An 18,289-nucleotide genomic window follows, 5' to 3' on the forward strand; every position below is an offset into this window, starting at 1 on the left:
GTTCACCTGCACGTCCACAGCGAGTACTCGATGCTCGACGGAGCGGCGCGCGTCGGTCCGCTGATGAAAGCGGCGGCGGCCGAGGGTATGCCCGCGATCGCCATGACCGACCACGGCAACATGTTCGGCGCCTACGACTTCTGGAAGCAGGCGACCGCCAACGGCGTGAAGCCGATCATCGGCACCGAGGCGTACATCACCCCGGGCACGGCCCGCGGCGACCGCACTCGTGTGCGCTGGGGCGGTCAGCACCAGAACCAGGACGACGTCGGTGGTTCCGGTTCGTACACCCACATGACGCTGCTCTCCGAGAACAACGAGGGCATGCACAACCTGTTCCGGCTGTCGTCGCTCGCCTCGATCGAGGGCTTCTACTTCAAGCCCCGCATGGACCGCGAGCTGCTCAGCCAGTACGGCAAGGGCATCATCGCGACCACCGGCTGCGTCGGTGGCGAAGTGCAGACCCGGCTGCGGCTCGGGCAGTACGAGGAGGCCCGGCAGGCGGCATCCGATTTTCAGGACATCTTCGGCAAGGGCAACTTCTTCGCCGAGGTCATGGACCACGGCATCGACATCGAACGCCGCACCATGGAAGACCTCTTCCGCCTCGCGAAAGAACTCGACCTGCCGCTCGTCGCCACCAACGACCTGCACTACACGCACGCGCACGACTCGACCGCGCACGCGGCTCTGCTCTGCGTGCAGTCGGCGTCGACGCTCGACGACCCCAACCGCTTCAAGTTCGACTCCGACGAGTTCTACCTCAAGTCGGCCGCGCAGATGCGCCACCTGTTCCGCGACCACCCCGAGGCCTGCGACAACACGCTGTTGATCGCCGAGCGCTGCGAGGTCAACTTCGAGCACCGCGACCTCATGCCGCGCTTCCCGGTGCCGGAGGGCGAGACCGAGGCCAGCTGGTTCGAGAAGGAGGTGGCGGCGGGCATGATGCGCCGCTTCCACAACGCGCCGAGCGAGGCGCACCTCGCGCAAGCCAAGTACGAGGTCGACGTCATCAAGCAGATGGGCTTCCCCGGCTACTTCCTCGTGGTCGCCGACTTCATCACCTGGGCGAAGCAGCAAGGAATCCGCGTCGGCCCCGGCCGTGGTTCCGCCGCCGGTTCCATGGCGTCGTACGCGATGGGCATCACCGAGCTCGACCCGCTGGCCCACGGCCTCATCTTCGAGCGCTTCCTCAACCCCGACCGCGTCTCCATGCCCGACGTCGACGTCGACTTCGACGACCGGCGACGCGGCGAAGTGATCCGCTACGTCACCGACAAGTACGGCGACGACCGCGTCGCGCAGATCGTCACCTACGGGACGATCAAGGCCAAGCAGGCGCTCAAGGACTCCTCGCGCGTGCTCGGTATGCCCTACTCGGTCGGCGAGAAGCTGACCAAGGCGATGCCGCCCGCCATCATGGGCAAGGACATCGCCCTCGGCGACATCATGAACAAGGATGCGCCGCGCTGGAAAGAGGCGAGCGACATCCGCGCGGTCATCGAGACCGACATGGAGGCCGCCAAGGTCTTCGAGACGGCGCTCGGCATCGAGAACCTGAAGCGCCAGTGGGGTGTGCACGCCGCCGGCGTCATCCTCTCGGCCGAACCGCTGCTCGACGTGCTTCCGATCATGAAGCGCGAAGACGACGGCGCCATCATCACCCAGTTCGACCAGCCGCCGCTGGAAGACCTCGGGCTGATCAAAATGGACTTCCTCGGTCTGCGCAACCTGACCATCATCGAAGACGCGCTCAAGATGATCGAGAAGAACACGGGCTCCAAGCTCGTGATCGAAGACCTCGACCTCGACGCCGACCAGAAGACCTACGACCTGCTGGCCCGCGGTGACACGCTGGGTGTGTTCCAGCTCGACGGCGGGCCCATGCGCGCCCTGCTCAAGCAGCTCAAGCCGACCAGCTTCGAAGACATCTCGGCCGTCATCGCGCTCTACCGCCCCGGCCCCATGGGCATGAACTCGCACACCAACTACGCGCTGCGTAAGAACGGTCTGCAGGCGATCGAGGCGATCCACCCGGAGCTCGAAGAGCCGCTGCGCGAGAGCCTCGGCATCACGTACGGCCTCATCGTCTACCAAGAGCAAGTGATGTTCGTGGCGCAGAAGGTCGCCGGGTTCTCGCTCGGTCAAGCCGACGTGCTGCGCCGCGCCATGGGTAAGAAGAAGAAGAGCGAGCTGGACAAGCAGTTCGCCGACTTCGAGGCCGGCATGATCGGCAACGGCTACAGCGCCGCCGCGGTGAAGGTGCTCTGGGACACCCTGATGCCCTTCGCCGACTACGCCTTCAACAAGGCGCACTCGGCCGGCTACGGCGTGCTCAGCTACTGGACCGCCTACCTCAAGGCCAACTTCCCCGCGGAGTACATGGCCGCGCTGCTCACCAGCGTCGGCGATTCCAAAGACAAGCTCGGCATGTACCTCAACGAGTGCCGCCGCATGGGCATCAAGGTGCTCGCGCCCGACGTGAACGAGTCGTTCGTCGACTTCACCGCCGTTCCGAGCGCCGACGGCACCGTCGGCGACATCCGCTTCGGACTCGGCGCGGTGCGCAACGTCGGAGCCAACGTGGTCGAGGGAATCCGCTCGTCGCGCGAGGCCAAGGGGCGTTTCGAGTCGTTCCACGACTTCCTCGCCAAGGTGCCGCTGCAGGTCACCAACAAGCGCACGGTCGAATCGCTCATCAAGGCCGGCGCGTTCGACTCGCTCGGTTCGACCCGGCGCGCGCTGCTCGAGATCCACGAGGACGCCGTCGACGGCTCGGTCAACGTCAAGCGCACGGAGGCCACCGGGCAGGCCGGCTTCGACTTCGACAGCCTGTTCGACGAACCGCAGGAGACCAGCAAGGTCCCCGACCGGCCCGAGTGGGCCAAGCGCGACAAGCTCGCGTTCGAACGCGAGATGCTCGGCCTCTACGTCTCCGACCACCCGCTCGCCGGGCTCGAGGTCGCGCTCGCCAAACACGCGAGCGCGACGATCACCGACCTGCTCGCGGGCGAAGTGGCAGGCGACGGAGAACACGTCACCGTGGCCGGCCTCATCACGAGCGTGCAGCACCGCGTCGCCAAGAACTCGGGCAACCAGTACGGCATCATCTCGGTGGAGGACTTCGGCGCGCAGATCGACGTGATGTTCCTCGGCAAGGCGTACCAGGAGTTCGCGCCCGAGCTGGTCAACGACTCCGTCGTGGTTATCCGCGGCCGGGTGAGCATGCGCGACGACGGCATGAACCTGCACGGCTCGAGCCTGATGGTGCCCGAACTCGGCCAGGGCGGCACCGCGGGATCGATCATGATCTCGCTCGCCGACACCCGGGCCACGCCGCCCACGATCCGCGCGCTCAAAGAGATGCTCGTGCGACACAAAGGCGAGGGCGAGGTGCGCCTTCGACTCACCAAGGGCGACGTCGGGCGCATCTACGAGCTCCCGTACTCGGTCCAGACCACCGGCGACTTCTTCGGCGAGCTGAAGAGCCTGCTCGGGCCCGGCTGCCTGGTCTGAATAGTCGCGGCTGGGAAGATTCTCATCTCCCAGCCGCGGCCCGGCTCTGGATTTCTACAGCGCCCGCGGCGTCATGTAGGTGCGCTCGTGGTACAGCAGCGCCTCGTCTTCGTCGCCGAGCGCGCCGTCCTCGATCTGCACGATGACGACCGCGTTGTTGTGCACGGGGTGCACCTCGATGATGCGGCCGACCATCCACGCGGTGACGTCGTTGAGCACGGGCACGCCGTGCGGACCCTCGTGCCAGTGGTCGCCGACGAAGCGCACGGCGTTGTCGGCGGCGAGCTTCTCGGCGAGGTGACGCGAGCGCGGACCGAGCGTGTGGATCGCGACGTAGTTGCCCACCGTCATCGCCGGCCACGCGCTCGCGATGCGGGCCATGTTGAACGTGACGAGCGGCGGCACGGCCGCGAGGCTCGCCAGCGACGTGGCGGTGAATCCGACGGGGGAGCCGTCGGGGGCGACCGAGGTGATCGCGGCGACGCCGGCGGCGTGCCGGCGGAACGTCTGCTTGAAGGCCTCGAGGTCGCTGGGGGAGGTGGATGCGTCGGTCATTAACGGGTTCAATCTCTGAAGAGGGATGCTCATTCCCGACGGCCGGGTATCGGGCGGTCTATCCGCACGCTGGCGCGCAACTACGATGGTGAAGCCATGATTCAAATCATTGACCTCCGGGACATCCAGCCTAACCGTGTCGACCTCGCCGACCTCATTCCCCGGTCGAAGACCGACTTCTCGGTCGCGACCGACATCGCGAGAGGGCTCATCGACGCCGTCCGCGAACGCGGGGAAGAGGCTCTGCTCGAGCAGGCGGAGCGCCTCGACGGCGTCCGCCCCGCCCAGGTGCGCATCCACGCCGAGGAGATCGGCGCCGCGGTGCGCGACCTCGACCCCGCCGTGCGTTCCTCGCTCGAAGAGGCGATCAGCCGCGTCACGACCGCGTCCGAGGCGCAGCTTCCGCTCGCCAAGGTCACGCAGCTCGGCGACGGCGCCGAGGTCATCCAGCGCTGGCAGCCGGTGAAGCGCGTCGGCCTCTACGTGCCCGGCGGCAAGGCCGTCTACCCCTCCAGCGTCGTTATGAACGTCGTTCCCGCGCAGGTCGCCGGCGTCTCGTCCATCGCTCTCGCCTCGCCGGCCCAGAAGCAGTTCGACGGCTCCGTGCACCCCACGATCCTCGCCGCGGCCGGCCTGCTCGGCGTCGACGAGGTCTACGCCATGGGCGGTGCCGGCGCGGTCGGCGCGTTCGCCTACGGCGTGCCGTCGCTCGGCCTCGACCCGGTGCAGGTCATCACCGGCCCGGGCAACATCTACGTGGCCGCGGCCAAGCGTCTCGTCCGTGGCGTCGCCGGCATCGACTCCGAAGCCGGTCCGACCGAAATCCTCGTGATCGCGGATGCCACGGCCGACGCACGCCTCGTGGCAGCCGACCTCGTCAGCCAGGCCGAGCACGACGAGATGGCGGCGGCCCTGCTCGTCACCGATTCCGCCGAGTTCGGCGACCGGGTGCGCGCCGAGCTCGAGATCATCGCCGCCAGCACGCACCACTCCGCGCGCGTCATCGAGGCGCTCGACGGCCAGCAGTCCGCGATCGTGCTGGTCGCCGACATGGGGGCCGCCGCGGCGTTCAGCAATGCCTACGGTCCCGAACACCTCGAGATCCAGACCGAGCAACCGGGCGCCGTGCTCGACCTCATCGACAGCGCGGGAGCGATCTTCCTCGGCGAGAACTCGCCGGTCAGCCTCGGCGACTACCTCGCCGGCTCCAACCACGTGCTGCCCACCGGCGGCCAGTCGCACTTCTCGTCCGGCCTCGGCGCGTACACGTTCCTGCGCCCGCAGCAGATCGTCAAGTACTCGAGAAGCGCCCTGCAGGAGGTGGAGGCCCGCATCGTGGCCCTCAGTTCGGCGGAGGACCTCCCGGCCCACGGCGACGCGATCACGGCGCGGTTCACCCGGTAGCCGCAACATCCCACCCTTTCGGGGTACGGGGTTTAAGATCGAAGAACTATGTTCTGCCCCTTCTGCCGCCATCCCGACAGCCGCGTTGTCGACTCCCGCACGAGCGACGACGGAATGTCGATCCGTCGACGCCGCCAATGCCCCGAATGCGGGCGCCGCTTCAGCACCACAGAGACCGCGAGCCTGATGGTCATCAAGCGCAACGGGGTCGTCGAGCCGTTCAGCCGCGAGAAGATCGTGAGCGGCGTGCGCAAGGCGTGCCAGGGCCGACCGGTCACCGACACCGACCTCGCCGTCCTCGCGCAGAAGGTCGAGGAGGCCATCCGCGCCACCGGCGCGGCGCAGATCGAAGCCAACGACATCGGGCTCGCCATCCTGCCGCCCCTCCGTGATCTCGACGAGGTCGCCTATCTGCGCTTCGCCAGCGTCTACCAGGGCTTCGACTCGCTCGAGGACTTTGAAAGCGCCATCACGCTGTTGCGCGTGAGCCACGAGTCGAAGCCGGCACCGCTCGTCGCGGAATAACACCCGCGGGGACAGGTGCGTATGGGCACGCGCTGTAGCGTTGACCCCAGCATGTACAAACTCCTCTTCTCCACGGTCCTCACCCGCATCGACCCGGAACGCGCGCACCACCTCGCGTTCGTCGTGATCCAGCGGTTGCCGCTGCTCGGCATCGGTGCGCTCGTGCGCCGCTTCACCCGACCCGACCCGAGCCTCGCCGTCAGCGCCCTCGGTCTCGAGTTCGACTCGCCGTTCGGTGTGGCCGCGGGCTTCGACAAGGACGGCAACGCCATCCGCGGTCTCGGCCAGCTCGGGTTCGGCCACGTCGAGGTCGGCACGATCACCGCGCGCCCGCAGCCGGGCAACCCGCGGCCGCGACTGTTCCGCCTCGTGCCGGACCGCGCCGTCGTCAACCGCATGGGGTTCAACAACCACGGAGCCGCCGCCGCCCGCGACCGGCTAGCCCGCGAGGCCCGTCGCCCGTCCCGGCCCGTCATCGGCGTCAACATCGGCAAGTCCCGTGTGGTCGAGGTGGATGACGCGATCTCCGACTACCTCGAGAGCGCGCGACTGCTCGCACCCGCCGCCGACTACCTCGTGGTCAACGTCAGCTCGCCGAACACGCCGGGCCTGCGCGGCCTGCAGGAGCTCGACAAGCTCGCCCCGCTGCTGACCGCCGTGCAGGGCGGAGCCGGCGACACGCCCGTGCTCGTCAAGATCGCCCCCGATCTCAGCAACGAGGAGGTCGCCCGCATCACCGAGCTCGCCCTGCGCCTCGGCCTCGCCGGCATCATCGCCAACAACACGACGCTTTCGCGCGAGGGGCTCGCAACCGACGCCGCGGTCGTCGAGGCGGCCGGCGCCGGGGGACTCTCCGGAGCGCCCCTCGCCGCCCGCTCGCTCGAGCTGCTCGTGCTCATCCGCTCGCTCGTGCCGGCCGACTTCTGCGTGATCTCCGTCGGCGGGGTCGAGACGGCGGCGGATGTCGCGGCCCGGCTCGACGCCGGTGCGACCCTCGTGCAGGGCTACACGGGGTTCCTCTACCTCGGTCCGCTCTGGGCCCGCCGGATCAACCGCGGCCTGGTCGCACTGCGCGGCTAGCGAGCCGACGCAAAAGGGGATCGAGCCGTCGGCTCGATCCCCTTTGTCGTTGTCCCGACTAGCTCGGGTACTGGCGGCGCTTGACCTGCGGCTTCGGCAGACGCATCAGGCGCAGCTGCAGGGCGCGCATGGCGGCGTACCAGCGAAGGCCGGTCTCGACGTTGTCCTCGCCGTACTTCGCCTTGAGCTTCTTGCGGATGATGAATCCGACGATCACCGTGTCGATTACCGCGGCGATGAAGAAGAGCCAGAGCAGGGCGAACGCGCCGACCTGCACCTCGGGCTGGGGGAAGACCGTCAGGATCAGCACGACGACCATGATCGGGATCAGGAACTCGCCGATGCTGGTGCGCGCGTCGATGTAGTCGCGCACGTAGCGGCGCTGCACGCCACGGTCACGCACGGGCATGTACTTCTCGACGCCGTTCGCCATACCGATGCGCTGCTTCTCACGCTCGGTGGCGAGGGCGGCCTTCGACTGGCGACGCGCCTCCGCGCGGTCGTTGGAAACGAGGGGACGCTTGCGCGCCTCCTCCTTCTCGCGGCGGGTGGGCGTGGGACGGCCCTTGCCGGTGGAGATGCTGTCTTGGTTCAGTTCGTAACCGACTTCGTTATCGGTCGAGCTGTTGGAGTTCCTGGCCACGATGAGTCCTTGCGCTTGGGGTCGCCTTAAGATTACCTGCATGACAGATTTCGAGCAGACAAACCCCGCCAACTCCCACCCTTCGCTCGACGCTCTGCGCGAAACCGTGCAGCTGGGACTGCCGGCGGCGATCGCCGATCTCTCCAGCCTGGTGCGCATCCCGTCCGTCTCGTGGGACGGCTTCGACCCCGCCCACGTGGCCGCCAGCGCCGACGCCGTGAAGGCCCTGTTCGACGGCGTCGGCGTCTTCGAGTCGGTCGAGATCGCGCGTGCCCCCATCGGATCGACCGAGACCCTCGGCCAGCCCGCCGTGCTCGCGACCCGCGCGGCCCGCAACGGCCGCCCGACGGTCCTCCTCTACGCGCACCACGACGTGCAGCCCCAGGGCGACGAGGCCTCCTGGGACTCCGCGCCCTTCGAGCCCACCGTGCGCGGCGACCGCCTGTACGGGCGCGGCGCCTCCGACGACAAGGCCGGCGTCATGTCCCACGTCGCCGCCATCCGCGCCTTCGCCGCGACCGTCGGCACCGACTTCGACCTCGGACTCGCCGTCTTCATCGAGGGGGAGGAGGAATTCGGATCACGCTCGTTCTCCAACTTCCTCACCCAGAACCAGGCGGCCCTCGCCGCCGACGTCATCATCGTTGCCGACTCGGACAACTGGAACGTCACCACCCCGTCGCTCACGGTCGCCCTGCGCGGCAACGTGGCGTTCAAGCTCACGGTTTCCACCCTCGAGCACGCCTCGCACTCGGGCATGTTCGGGGGAGCGGCGCCCGACGCCATGCTCGCCACGATCGCCCTGCTCGCCACCCTGCACGACGAGAACGGGTCCGTCGCGGTCGACGGCCTCACCTCGTGGGAGACGGAGACTCCCGACTACCCCGAGGAGCAGCTGCGCGAGGAAGCGGCGCTGCTGCCCGGCGTCCTCCCGATCGGCACCGGCACGGTGCTGAGCCGGCTCTGGGCGCAGCCGGCCATCACCATCACCGGAATCGACGCGCCCACCGTGGTCAACGCGTCGAATACGCTCATCCCGACGGTCACCGTCAAGCTCAGCGCGCGCATCGCGCCCGGCCAGAACGCGGCGGACGCCTACGCGGCGCTCGAGGCGCACCTGCGCGCCCACGCCCCGTTCGGCGCGCACATCGCGATCGACAACGTCGACCTCGGCAGTCCGTTCCTCGTCGACACCGACGGGTGGGCCGCCACGGAGGCGAAGGCGGCGATGCACGAGGCGTGGGGGACCCCGGCCGTCGAGACCGGCATCGGCGGATCGATCCCGTTCATCGCCGACCTCGTCACCGTGTTCCCCGAGGCGCAGATCCTCGTGACCGGCGTCGAAGACCCCGACACCCGCGCGCACAGCCCGAACGAGTCGCAACACCTGGGAGTCTTCCAGCGGGCGATCCTCACCGAGGCCGTTTTGTTCGCAAAACTCAACGACCGCGCGTAGAATCGCGACCATGACTGACACCACCCTGACTCCCGCTGCGCCCGCAGCCGCTCACGGCGTCGGACTTTCGGATGCGGCAGCGCAGAAAGTCCGCAGCCTCATGACGCAGGAGGGTCGCGACGACCTCCGCCTGCGCGTCGCCGTCCAGCCGGGCGGTTGCTCCGGCCTCATCTACCAGCTCTACTTCGACGAGCGTTTCCTCGACGGTGACGCCTCCGTCGACTTCGGCGAGGGTGTCGAGGTCGTCGTCGACAAGATGAGCGTGCCCTATCTCGACGGCGCGTCGATCGATTTCGAAGACACGATTCAAAAGCAGGGATTCACGATCGACAACCCGAATGCCGCGGGAAGCTGCGCCTGCGGAGACTCTTTCCACTAAAAAAGGACCGAGACACGACGCGCAAGAGGCACTGACCGGAAGGTCGGTGCCTCTTCGTCGTTATAGACTCGATGTGTTCCAGTCCGTGTCATCCGAGAGGTTCCAGGTGCGCTCCAAACGCCTAAGTCGATGGGCCATTATCCCCATTGCGGTCGCAGTCTCGGTGGTTCTCGCCGGCTGCACGCAGGCCCAGTTGCAGGGCTGGTTGCCCGGCGATCCCGATACGACCAACCACACCAGCCGCATCATGGGCCTGTGGGTCACCTCCTGGATCGTGCTGCTCGCGGTCGGTGTCATCACGTGGGGCCTCGTCATCTGGGCCGCGGTCGTCTACCGTCGCCGCAAGGGCCAGACCGGACTTCCCGTGCAGATGCGCTACAACCTGCCGGTCGAGATTTTCTACACGATCGTCCCCCTCATCCTCGTGCTGGGCTTCTTCGCCTTCACCGCACGTGACCAGGCCGCCATCGAGGCCGACCCGGGCGACCCCGACGTCACCATCGAGGTCTTCGGCAAGCGCTGGGCGTGGGACTTCAACTACATCGACGAGAACGTCTACAGCGCCGGTGTCCAGGCCACCGAGCTCGACGACTCCGACAGCGTCGACGTCGACGCCCTGCCCGTCCTCTACCTGCCGGTCGACCAGAAGGTCCAGATCGACATCGAGTCGCGCGACGTCATCCACTCGTTCTGGATCATCGACTTCCTCTACAAGAAGGACATGATCCCCGGCAAGTCGAACCACATGTACTTCACGCCGACCAAAATCGGCACCTACCAGGGCAAGTGCGCCGAGCTCTGCGGCGAGTACCACTCGCTCATGCTCTTCCAGGTGAAGGTCGTGTCGCAGGAAGACTACGACGCCTACATCGAGGGCCAGCGCGCAGCCGGCTTCGAAGGCCGTCTCGGCGAGGAATACAACACCAACACCAACCTGCCCGGCACCGGCGCGGTTGACCACAGCGAAGAAGGCTGATCGCGATGAGCACAGCAACTGCAACCAGGCCCGGCCTCAGCACACCCGCAGTGGTGCGCCGCGGCAACGTGCTCGTCAGCTGGATCACCTCCACTGACCACAAGACGATCGGGTACATGTACCTGATCAGCTCGTTCATCTACTTCTGCATCGGCGGGGTGATGGCGCTCATCATCCGCGCCCAGCTCTTCGCTCCCGGTCTGAACATCGTCGACACCAAAGAGCAGTACAACCAGCTCTTCACGATGCACGGCACGATCATGCTGCTCATGTTCGCGACGCCGCTGTTCGCCGGGTTTGCCAACGTGCTGATGCCGCTGCAGATCGGTGCGCCCGACGTGGCGTTCCCGCGACTCAACGCCTTCGCCTACTGGCTGTACAGCTTCGGATCGCTGATGGCCGTCGCCGGCTTCCTCACCCCCCAGGGTGCGGCATCCTTCGGCTGGTTCGCCTACGCGCCCCTGTCGAGTACCACGTTCTCGCCCGGTATCGGCGGTAATCTGTGGGTCTTCGGCCTCGCACTGAGCGGTTTCGGCACGATCCTCGGCGGTGTGAACTTCATCACCACGATCATCACGATGCGTGCCCCCGGTATGACGATGTTCCGCATGCCGATCTTCACGTGGAACATCCTCGTGACCTCGATCCTCGTGCTGATGGCCTTCCCGGTTCTCGCGGCCGCCATGTTCGGCCTCGCCGCCGACCGGGTGTTCGACGCGCACATCTACGACGCGGCCAACGGCGGCGTGATCCTCTGGCAGCACCTCTTCTGGTTCTTCGGCCACCCCGAGGTGTACATCATCGCCCTGCCGTTCTTCGGAATCATCTCCGAAGTGCTGCCGGTCTTCAGCCGCAAGCCGATCTTCGGCTACAAGACGCTGATCTACGCGACGATCGCTATCGCCGCTCTGTCCGTCACCGTGTGGGCCCACCACATGTACGTGACCGGCTCGGTGCTGCTGCCGTTCTTCTCGTTGATGACGATGCTCATCGCTGTTCCGACCGGTGTGAAGATCTTCAACTGGATCGGCACCATGTGGCGCGGATCCGTGACGTTCGAGACCCCGATGCTCTGGGCGATCGGCTTCCTCATCACGTTCACCTTCGGTGGACTCACCGGCGTCATCCTGGCGTCGCCGCCGCTCGACTTCCACGTCTCGGACTCGTACTTCGTCGTGGCCCACTTCCACTACGTGGTCTTCGGTACCGTCGTGTTCGCCATGTTCAGCGGCTTCTACTTCTGGTGGCCCAAGTGGACCGGCAAGATGCTCAACGAGCGTCTCGGCAAGATCCACTTCTGGCTGCTCTTCATCGGCTTCCACACGACGTTCCTGATCCAGCACTGGATCGGTGTGCTCGGCATGCCGCGTCGGTACGCGACCTACCTGCCCGAAGACGGCGTGACCTGGATGAACCAGCTCTCCACCATCGGAGCCGCGATCCTCGCGACATCCATGCTGCCGTTCTTCTACAACGTCTACCTGACCGCGCGTACCGCGCCGAAGGTCACCGTGAACGACCCGTGGGGCTTCTCGCGGTCGCTCGAGTGGGCCACCTCGTGCCCGCCGCCCCGTCACAACTTCACCTCGATCCCGCGCATCCGTTCGGAGGCCCCCGCCTTCGACCTGAACCACCCCGAGGCAGAAGTGCCGATCGGTATCGGTCCGGGCAAGGACGCGCCTGACGCTCCCGTTTACGATCTGTCAGACGAGAAGGTGAAGTAGCCATGAAGGCCAATATCAATCTGTTCTGGATCCTCGCGGCCTACTGCCTCGTCGCAGACATCGCCTACATCATCTGGTCGCTCGTCGACCAGACGCACGGCGGAACCATCGAGTGGGTCGGCACGATCGGCATCGGTCTGGCCGGCATACTCGCCGCGTTCATCGCGTTCTACGTCAGCAAGGTGCACTCGGCGCAGGGCGCAGAGCTCCCCGAGGACCGCCTCGACGCGAACATCGACGACGGCGACGCCGAGCAGGGATTCTTCAGCCCGTGGAGCTGGTGGCCGGTCATGCTGTCCGCAGCCCTCGCCCTCATGTTCCTCGGCCTCGCGGTCGGCGTCTGGATTTCGTTCGTCGGAGCGGCTCTCGTTCTGATCGGCCTGGTGGGATGGGTATATGAGTACTACCGAGGCAACTTCGCCCACTAGTCAGGCAATCATCCGCCCCGCGCGGGCGGATGATGCCGACGCGGTGTTCGGCCTGCTCAACGAGCTCGCCGAGAGCTACCTGCCCGACCGCGAGGCGTTCGACCTCACGTTCGACGCCTTCGCCTCCGGAGACGCCAACGCGCTGATCCTGGTCGCGGAACTCGGGGGAGTGGTGCGCGGCTACGTGCTCACCACCATCACCCGTCTGCTCTACACGAACGGCAGTTCCGCGCACCTGCAGGAACTCGTCGTCGAGAGTTCGGCCCAGGGCGTCGGCATCGGCTCGCAGCTGGTCGAGTCCATCGAGCGCGAGTGCCGCGCGCGCGGCGTGCGCCAGCTCACCGTGGCCAGCCGCCGCTCCGCCGGCTTCTATGAGCGCCTCGGCTACCTGTCGACAGCGGACTTCCTCAAGCGCACCTTCGACTGACGCGCGCCGTTCGGCTCGGACTCAGGTCTCTCAGCCCGGGCTGTAGACGGACACGTCGACCGCGACCGTGACGGTCGCCGACTCCGGGTGCTCGAGGTCGTTCAGCGCCGCGTGGTGCCCGCTGGGACCCATGCCGGCAAGATTCCGGATGTCGCTCTCACCGAGCTCCACGTCGTAGCCGAGCGATCGCCGCTCCACTAGCGCAAACCGTTCCGAGAGCGACGCGTCGAGATGGGCGAGCTTGTCCGGCTGTATGCCGATCAGACGTCCGCTGGCCCGCAGCTGCGCGAGGTGGTCGGCGGCGGGGGTGACGACCACGAGCCGCCCGTCGGTGCGGAGCACGCGCGCGAACTCGTCGGGGTTGCGTGGCGCGAAGACGCAGAGCACGACGTCGGCACGCGCGTCGCGCACCGGGAGCGGCCGCCAGACGTCGCTGACGACCCCGGCGGACCCCGTCGACCGTACGGTCATCGCGACGGCGTCTGCCGAGACGTCGAGGGCGAGCGGCTGCCAGTCCGGCCGTGCCTCTAGGACGCGCGCCAGGTAGTACCCCGTGCCGCAGCCGGAATCGAGGATCGACCGGCCCGCGTCATCCGGAAGCATGTCGGTTATCAGCCCGGCGACGGGGGAGTAGTGGCCGGCGCGCAGGAAGGCGTCGCGGGCCTCGAGAATCTCCCTCGTGTCACCGGTGATGCCCCGGGTGCGGTCGACCAGATTCAGGTAGCCGCGCTTGTTCGCGTCGAAGGAGTGGCCGGAGGAACACAAAAGCGACCAGGATGCGGACCCGGTTTCCGCGAGATCTCTCTCGCAGAGCGGGCACCGCAACCAGGTCGCCAGTGCGTGTGGTGAGACGGTGATTAGTGGTCGTCTCCGTGGTGCGACGCCTCGATCTCGGCCTTCGAGACAGGGATGATGCGGTCCTCGAAGAACCAGCGCGAGAAGCCCGCACGCAGACGCTGGGCCACCGTGATCTTGCCGTCGCTGTTCGGGCGGACCATGAGCGGCTCGTAGTCGGTGTAGCTGGTCAGTCTCCATCGCTCGGCGTCGCTGAGCGGCTGGTGGACCTCGATGTACTCGCCACCGGGGAGGCGCACGATACGGCCGGACTCGAAGCCGTGGAGTGCGATCTCGCGGTCCTTCTTCTGCAGGCCGAAGCAGATGCGCTTGGTGACGATGTACGCGATGATCGGGCCGAGGAAGAACAGCGCCTGGAGGGCGTGGATGACGCCCTCGATGCTGAGCATGAAGTGCGTGGCGATGAGGTCGGAGCTCGCCGCCGCCCACAGCACCGCGTAGAACGTGACGCCGGCGGCGCCGATCGCGGTGCGGGTGGGGGTGTTGCGCGGGCGGTCGAGGATGTGGTGCTCGCGCTTGTCGCCGGTGATCCACGCCTCGATGAACGGGTAGAAGGCCACGAGAGCGAGGAAGATCGGCAGCACGAGCAGCGGGAGCATGATGTTCATCGACAGCGTGTAGCCGAAGATGACGTACTCGAGTCCCGGGGGCACAAGTCGCAGGGCGCCGTCGGCGAAGCCGATGTACCAGTCGGGCTGGGTACCGGCGGACACCGGCGACGGGTCGTAGGGGCCGTAGTTCCAGATCGGGTTGATCGTGAACGTCGCCGCGATCAGCATGATCACACCGAAGACGATGAAGAAGAATCCACCGGCCTTCGCCGCGAAGACGGGCATCACGGGAACGCCGACGACATTGCCCTCGGTCTTGCCGGGACCCGCGAACTGGGTGTGCTTGTTGATGACCAGCAGCAGGAGGTGGACACCGAGAGCCGCGACGAGGATCGCCGGGAGCAGGAGGATGTGCAGCGTGTAGAAGCGGCTGACCACGTCGGTTCCGGGGAACTCGCCGCCGAACAGCAGGTAGGAGATCCAGACGCCGATGACGGGGACGGCCTTGACCATTCCGTCGATGATGCGCAGACCGTTGCCGGAGAGCAGGTCGTCGGGGAGCGAGTAGCCGGTGAAGCCCTCGGCCATCGCGAGAATGAAGAGCACAAAGCCGATCATCCAGTTGATCTCACGCGGCTTGCGGTATGCCCCGGTGAAGTAGATACGGAGCATGTGCAGACCGATGGACGCCACGAACAGCAGCGCTGCCCAGTGGTGCACCTGGCGCATGAGCAGGCCGCCGCGGATGTCGAACGAGATGTCGAGGCTCGAGGCGTAGGCAGCGGACATCTCGATGCCCTTGAGGGGCACGTAGGAGCCGTCGTAGTGGACCTCGACCATGGAGGGCTGGAAGAAGAACGTCAGGAACGTTCCCGAGAGCAGGATCGCGACGAAGCTGTAGAGCGCGACCTCGCCGAGCATAAACGACCAGTGGTCGGGGAAGATCTTGCGACCGACCTCTTTGACGAGGCCGGAGATGCTGGTGCGCTCGTCGATGTAGTTCGCGGCCGCACCCGTGAAGCGGGCACCTCGCGTGGGGGAAGCGAACGGGCCGTAGCTGGTCGACGTGGGCGCCGGCGCTGTGGTGGTGGTCGGGGTTTCGGTTGCTGTACTCACAGCTCACGCTCCCAGAAGCTCGGGCCGACGGGTTCGAGGAAGTCGCTCTGAGCGATCAGGTATCCCTCGTCGTCGATGGCGATAGGTAGTTGCGGAAGTGCACGCTTGGCCGGTCCGAAGATGACCTCCGCGTGGTTGGCCACGTCGAACTGCGACTGGTGGCAGGGGCACAGCAGGTTGTGCGTCTGCTGTTCGTAGAGCGCGACCGGGCACCCGACGTGGGTGCAGATCTTGGAGTAGGCGACGATGCCCTGGTAGGACCAGGTCTTGCGGTCTTCGACCTCGTTGAGGTCTTCGGGGCGGAGGCGCATGACCAGCACGGATGCCTTGGCCTTCTCCTCGAGGCGGTGCTCGGAGTCGTTGAGTCCCTCGGGGATCACGTGGAACGCGGATCCGTAGGTGACATCCGACGCCTTGATGGGCGTGCCGGAGGGGTCGCGCGTCAGGCGCTTGCCCTTCTCCCACATGGTGTGGCGCAGCAGCTCGCCCGGCTCTTCGGCCGGGGCGAGGTCGCGGAACAGCACGACGGCGGGCAGCGGGGAGACGACCAGGGCGCCGATGAGCGTGTTGCGCAGCATCGTGCGGCGGCCGAAGCCGGACTCCTTGTTGCCGAGGGTGAACACGTCGACGGCCTTGGCGCGCGTGGTGTCGGTGCCGCGGGTGTCGTGGCGGAGCTCGGTGATCTCGACGTCGGACATGAGCGCCTTGGCCCAGTGCACGGCGCCGATACCGATACCCAGCAGTCCGAGTGCGATCGCGACGCCGAGGCTCAGCGTGTTGAGACGCACCGAGGCCAGGTCGCCGGGGACGATCGGGAACAGGAAGTAGAAAACGATCGCCAGCACGCTGCCGATGAGCGACAGGAAGAAGAGGCCGGAAACGCGGCGCTCGGCCTGGGCGTCCTTCTTCGGGTCGAGGTCGGTGACGCGAAGGCGGTGCGGCTGGTGTCCGGGGTTCGGAATGTCGTCTGTCGGGACGACAGCCGTACCCGGCGAGACCGTTCGAGGCGTGGTTGCCTCGACCGCGGTGCCGGCATCTGTGCTGCCGGACTGGCCACCGTGATGGTCTGCCATTGTTTTCCCTTCAACTGTTGCGGACCGCCTGTGCGCGGGACGCCGGTGTTATGTAACGAGGTGCTGCTGGTGGCGTCGGTCGCTGACCGTGCCGGGCAAAACTGTGGAGTTGTTAGTTGGACTTCGCCGTCAACCAGACGGTGATCGCCACGATCGAGCCGAGGCCGAAGATCCAGATGAAGAGACCCTCCGAGACCGGGCCGAGGTTGCCGAGGTCGAAACCGCCGACCGACGGGTTGTCGTCCAGGAACTGGAGGTACGTGATGATGTTGGCCTTGTCTTCGACCGTGAGGTTCTGGTTGTTGAAGACGGGCATGTTCTGCGGGCCGGTGACCATCGCCTCGTAGACGTGGATCGACTCGACACCGGTGAGAGCGGGAGCGAACTTGCCCTGCGTCAGGGCGCCGCCGGCACCGGCGACGTTGTGGCACATGGCGCAGTTGATGCGGAAGAGTTCGGCACCGAGTGCGGCGTCGCCGTCTCCGGCGAGCGTCTCTTCCGAGGGGAGGCCGGGGCCGGGGGACTTGGATCCGACGTAGGTGTACAGCGCCTGGATCTGCTCGTCGGTGAACTGGACGGGCTTCTCTTCGGCCTGCGGTCCGCTGGCCGCGAGGGGCATACGGCCGGTGCTGACCTGGAAGTGGACGGCCGCTTCGCCGACGCCGATGAGCGTGGGGCCCTCGCTGGTGCCCTGGAGGGACATTCCGTGGCAGGTGGCGCAGTTGGCGGCGAAGAGCTTGCCGCCCTCGTCGATCAGCTGCTCCTGCGAGGCGGTGGTGTCGGCGGTCGCACTCGAGGTGAAGAGCGCGTACGCGCCACCGGTGCTGACCAGACCGATCGCGATCAGCGCGACGGCTGCAAGCGGGTGCCTGCGTCCGGTCTTACGCTTCGCGGTCGGGGTGCGGGGGGAGTTCTTCGCCATGGTGCTGGGGGATCCGATTCTCACTTGAGGATGTAAATGATGCAGAAGAGGCCGACCCAGACGACATCAACGAAGTGCCAGTAGTAGGAGACGACGATCGCGCTGGTGGCTTCCTTGTGGCCGAAGTTCTTCACCGCGTAGGCGCGGCCGATGATGAACAGGAAGGCGATGAGGCCGGCGATCACGTGGATGCCGTGGAATCCGGTGGCGAGGTAGAAGGCCGAGCCGTACGAGTCGGAGCTGAGGGTCAGACCCTCGCTCACGAGCGTGGCGTATTCGAAGACCTGGCCGACGACGAAGATGGCGCCCATGACGTAGGTGACGAAGAACCACTCGACCATGCCCCAGTCGGTGGGCTTCCAGCTGGTGCGGCGAGGCTGGAGGCGCTCAGCGGCGAACACGCCGAACTGGCACGCGAACGACGACAGCACGAGGATCGTGGTGTTGATGCCGGAGAACCAGATGTTGTGCAGGTTCGCCTGCGATTCCCAGAGGCCGGGGCTCGTCGAGCGGAGAGTGAAGTAAATGGCGAAGAGCCCGGCGAAGAACATGACTTCGCTTCCGAGCCACACGATGGTGCCAACCGCGACGGTGTTCGGGCGGTTGACCACGGGGGCGCCGACGGAGGGGCTGATGGAGGTCGTAGTCACTCATCCATT

The 18,289-nt window shown here is 66.7% G+C and carries 17 protein-coding genes; 10 read left to right on the forward strand and 7 right to left on the reverse strand.

Translation table 11 applies throughout. The annotated features are described in order from the left end of the window. Window positions 1-30 precede the first annotated feature (30 nt). Window positions 31-3,516, forward strand: a complete 3,486-nt coding sequence (dnaE, locus tag HD599_RS06445; RefSeq protein WP_246376114.1) for a DNA polymerase III subunit alpha — start codon at window positions 31-33, stop codon at window positions 3,514-3,516. 54 nt (window positions 3,517-3,570) lie between these two features. Here dnaE and HD599_RS06450 read toward each other — a convergent pair whose 3' ends face one another. After that, entirely contained in the window at window positions 3,571-4,071 is a 501-nt protein-coding gene (locus HD599_RS06450) for a flavin reductase family protein (RefSeq protein WP_184234893.1), read from the reverse strand. 96 nt (window positions 4,072-4,167) lie between these two features. Between HD599_RS06450 and hisD the strand changes: the two genes are divergently transcribed. From hisD to HD599_RS06465, 3 genes are read left to right on the forward strand one after another with little or no spacing between them, the layout of a single operon-like run. Next, window positions 4,168-5,475: a histidinol dehydrogenase gene (hisD, locus tag HD599_RS06455; RefSeq protein WP_184234896.1), complete on the forward strand. Its 1,308-nt coding sequence runs from the start codon at window positions 4,168-4,170 to the stop codon at window positions 5,473-5,475. A gap of 48 nt (window positions 5,476-5,523) precedes the next feature. After that, a complete protein-coding gene (nrdR, locus tag HD599_RS06460; RefSeq protein ID WP_184234899.1) occupies window positions 5,524-6,000 on the forward strand; it encodes a transcriptional regulator NrdR in 477 nt (158 codons plus the stop codon). A 51-nt stretch (window positions 6,001-6,051) separates the two neighbouring features. After that, complete coding sequence (locus HD599_RS06465; protein ID WP_184234902.1) at window positions 6,052-7,080, forward strand: quinone-dependent dihydroorotate dehydrogenase; 1,029 nt, start codon at window positions 6,052-6,054, stop codon at window positions 7,078-7,080. Window positions 7,081-7,138: 58 nt separating this feature from the next. Here HD599_RS06465 and HD599_RS06470 read toward each other — a convergent pair whose 3' ends face one another. Beyond that, a complete protein-coding gene (locus tag HD599_RS06470) occupies window positions 7,139-7,723 on the reverse strand; it encodes a DUF3043 domain-containing protein (protein WP_343061927.1) in 585 nt (194 codons plus the stop codon). Window positions 7,724-7,763: 40 nt separating this feature from the next. Between HD599_RS06470 and HD599_RS06475 the strand changes: the two genes are divergently transcribed. From HD599_RS06475 to HD599_RS06500, 6 genes are all read left to right on the forward strand, one after another. Then, window positions 7,764-9,179, forward strand: coding sequence for a dipeptidase (locus HD599_RS06475; protein ID WP_184234908.1), 1,416 nt, complete (start codon window positions 7,764-7,766; stop codon window positions 9,177-9,179). A gap of 10 nt (window positions 9,180-9,189) precedes the next feature. Further along, window positions 9,190-9,558: a HesB/IscA family protein gene (locus tag HD599_RS06480; protein ID WP_184234911.1), complete on the forward strand. Its 369-nt coding sequence runs from the start codon at window positions 9,190-9,192 to the stop codon at window positions 9,556-9,558. Between the two features lie 106 nt (window positions 9,559-9,664). Continuing rightward, window positions 9,665-10,534, forward strand: coding sequence for an aa3-type cytochrome oxidase subunit II (gene ctaC / locus HD599_RS06485; protein ID WP_425489155.1), 870 nt, complete (start codon window positions 9,665-9,667; stop codon window positions 10,532-10,534). 5 nt (window positions 10,535-10,539) lie between these two features. Then, the gene (ctaD, locus tag HD599_RS06490) at window positions 10,540-12,258 is read left to right on the forward strand and encodes an aa3-type cytochrome oxidase subunit I (RefSeq protein ID WP_184234918.1); all 1,719 of its coding nucleotides are present in this window, start codon (window positions 10,540-10,542) and stop codon (window positions 12,256-12,258) included. A 2-nt stretch (window positions 12,259-12,260) separates the two neighbouring features. After that, window positions 12,261-12,686, forward strand: a complete 426-nt coding sequence (locus HD599_RS06495; protein WP_184234921.1) for a cytochrome c oxidase subunit 4 — start codon at window positions 12,261-12,263, stop codon at window positions 12,684-12,686. After that, a complete protein-coding gene (locus HD599_RS06500) occupies window positions 12,655-13,113 on the forward strand; it encodes a GNAT family N-acetyltransferase (protein ID WP_184234924.1) in 459 nt (152 codons plus the stop codon). Before HD599_RS06495 ends, HD599_RS06500 begins: the two co-directional genes overlap by 32 nt. 30 nt (window positions 13,114-13,143) lie before the next feature. On the opposite strand, the gene HD599_RS06505 is transcribed toward HD599_RS06500, so the two are convergent. From HD599_RS06505 to ctaE, 5 genes are all read right to left on the reverse strand, one after another. After that, on the reverse strand, window positions 13,144-13,938 hold the full coding sequence (locus tag HD599_RS06505) for a putative RNA methyltransferase (RefSeq protein ID WP_343061929.1): 795 nt from the start codon (window positions 13,936-13,938) through the stop codon (window positions 13,144-13,146). Between the two features lie 32 nt (window positions 13,939-13,970). Next, window positions 13,971-15,635 (reverse strand): cytochrome bc1 complex cytochrome b subunit, encoded by a 1,665-nt coding sequence (qcrB, locus tag HD599_RS06510; protein ID WP_184234930.1) that lies wholly within the window; start codon window positions 15,633-15,635, stop codon window positions 13,971-13,973. After that, on the reverse strand, window positions 15,632-16,708 hold the full coding sequence (gene qcrA, locus HD599_RS06515) for a cytochrome bc1 complex Rieske iron-sulfur subunit (protein ID WP_184234933.1): 1,077 nt from the start codon (window positions 16,706-16,708) through the stop codon (window positions 15,632-15,634). Before qcrA ends, qcrB begins: the two co-directional genes overlap by 4 nt. A 112-nt stretch (window positions 16,709-16,820) precedes the next feature. Next, entirely contained in the window at window positions 16,821-17,630 is an 810-nt protein-coding gene (gene qcrC, locus HD599_RS06520) for a cytochrome bc1 complex diheme cytochrome c subunit (RefSeq protein ID WP_184240402.1), read from the reverse strand. 20 nt (window positions 17,631-17,650) lie between these two features. Beyond that, a complete protein-coding gene (gene ctaE / locus HD599_RS06525) occupies window positions 17,651-18,280 on the reverse strand; it encodes an aa3-type cytochrome oxidase subunit III (RefSeq protein WP_184234935.1) in 630 nt (209 codons plus the stop codon). Window positions 18,281-18,289 lie beyond the last annotated feature (9 nt).

This window comes from Conyzicola lurida, from assembly GCF_014204935.1.
Taxonomy (GTDB): Bacteria; Actinomycetota; Actinomycetes; order Actinomycetales; family Microbacteriaceae; genus Conyzicola; species Conyzicola lurida.

Bases quoted from the DNA above. Each gene is read 5' to 3' on its own strand.
- HD599_RS06475 (WP_184234908.1), top strand. From the start codon at position 7,764: ATGACAGATTTCGAGCAGACAAACCCCGCCAACTCCCACCCTTCGCTC.
- HD599_RS06450 (WP_184234893.1), bottom strand. From the start codon at position 4,071: ATGACCGACGCATCCACCTCCCCCAGCGACCTCGAGGCCTTCAAGCAG.
- HD599_RS06495 (WP_184234921.1), top strand. From the start codon at position 12,261: ATGAAGGCCAATATCAATCTGTTCTGGATCCTCGCGGCCTACTGCCTC.
- qcrC (WP_184240402.1), bottom strand. From the start codon at position 17,630: ATGGCGAAGAACTCCCCCCGCACCCCGACCGCGAAGCGTAAGACCGGA.
- HD599_RS06500 (WP_184234924.1), top strand. From the start codon at position 12,655: ATGAGTACTACCGAGGCAACTTCGCCCACTAGTCAGGCAATCATCCGC.
- HD599_RS06465 (WP_184234902.1), top strand. From the start codon at position 6,052: ATGTACAAACTCCTCTTCTCCACGGTCCTCACCCGCATCGACCCGGAA.
- dnaE (WP_246376114.1), top strand. From the start codon at position 31: ATGCTCGACGGAGCGGCGCGCGTCGGTCCGCTGATGAAAGCGGCGGCG.
- ctaD (WP_184234918.1), top strand. From the start codon at position 10,540: ATGAGCACAGCAACTGCAACCAGGCCCGGCCTCAGCACACCCGCAGTG.
- qcrA (WP_184234933.1), bottom strand. From the start codon at position 16,708: ATGGCAGACCATCACGGTGGCCAGTCCGGCAGCACAGATGCCGGCACC.
- nrdR (WP_184234899.1), top strand. From the start codon at position 5,524: ATGTTCTGCCCCTTCTGCCGCCATCCCGACAGCCGCGTTGTCGACTCC.
- HD599_RS06480 (WP_184234911.1), top strand. From the start codon at position 9,190: ATGACTGACACCACCCTGACTCCCGCTGCGCCCGCAGCCGCTCACGGC.
- hisD (WP_184234896.1), top strand. From the start codon at position 4,168: ATGATTCAAATCATTGACCTCCGGGACATCCAGCCTAACCGTGTCGAC.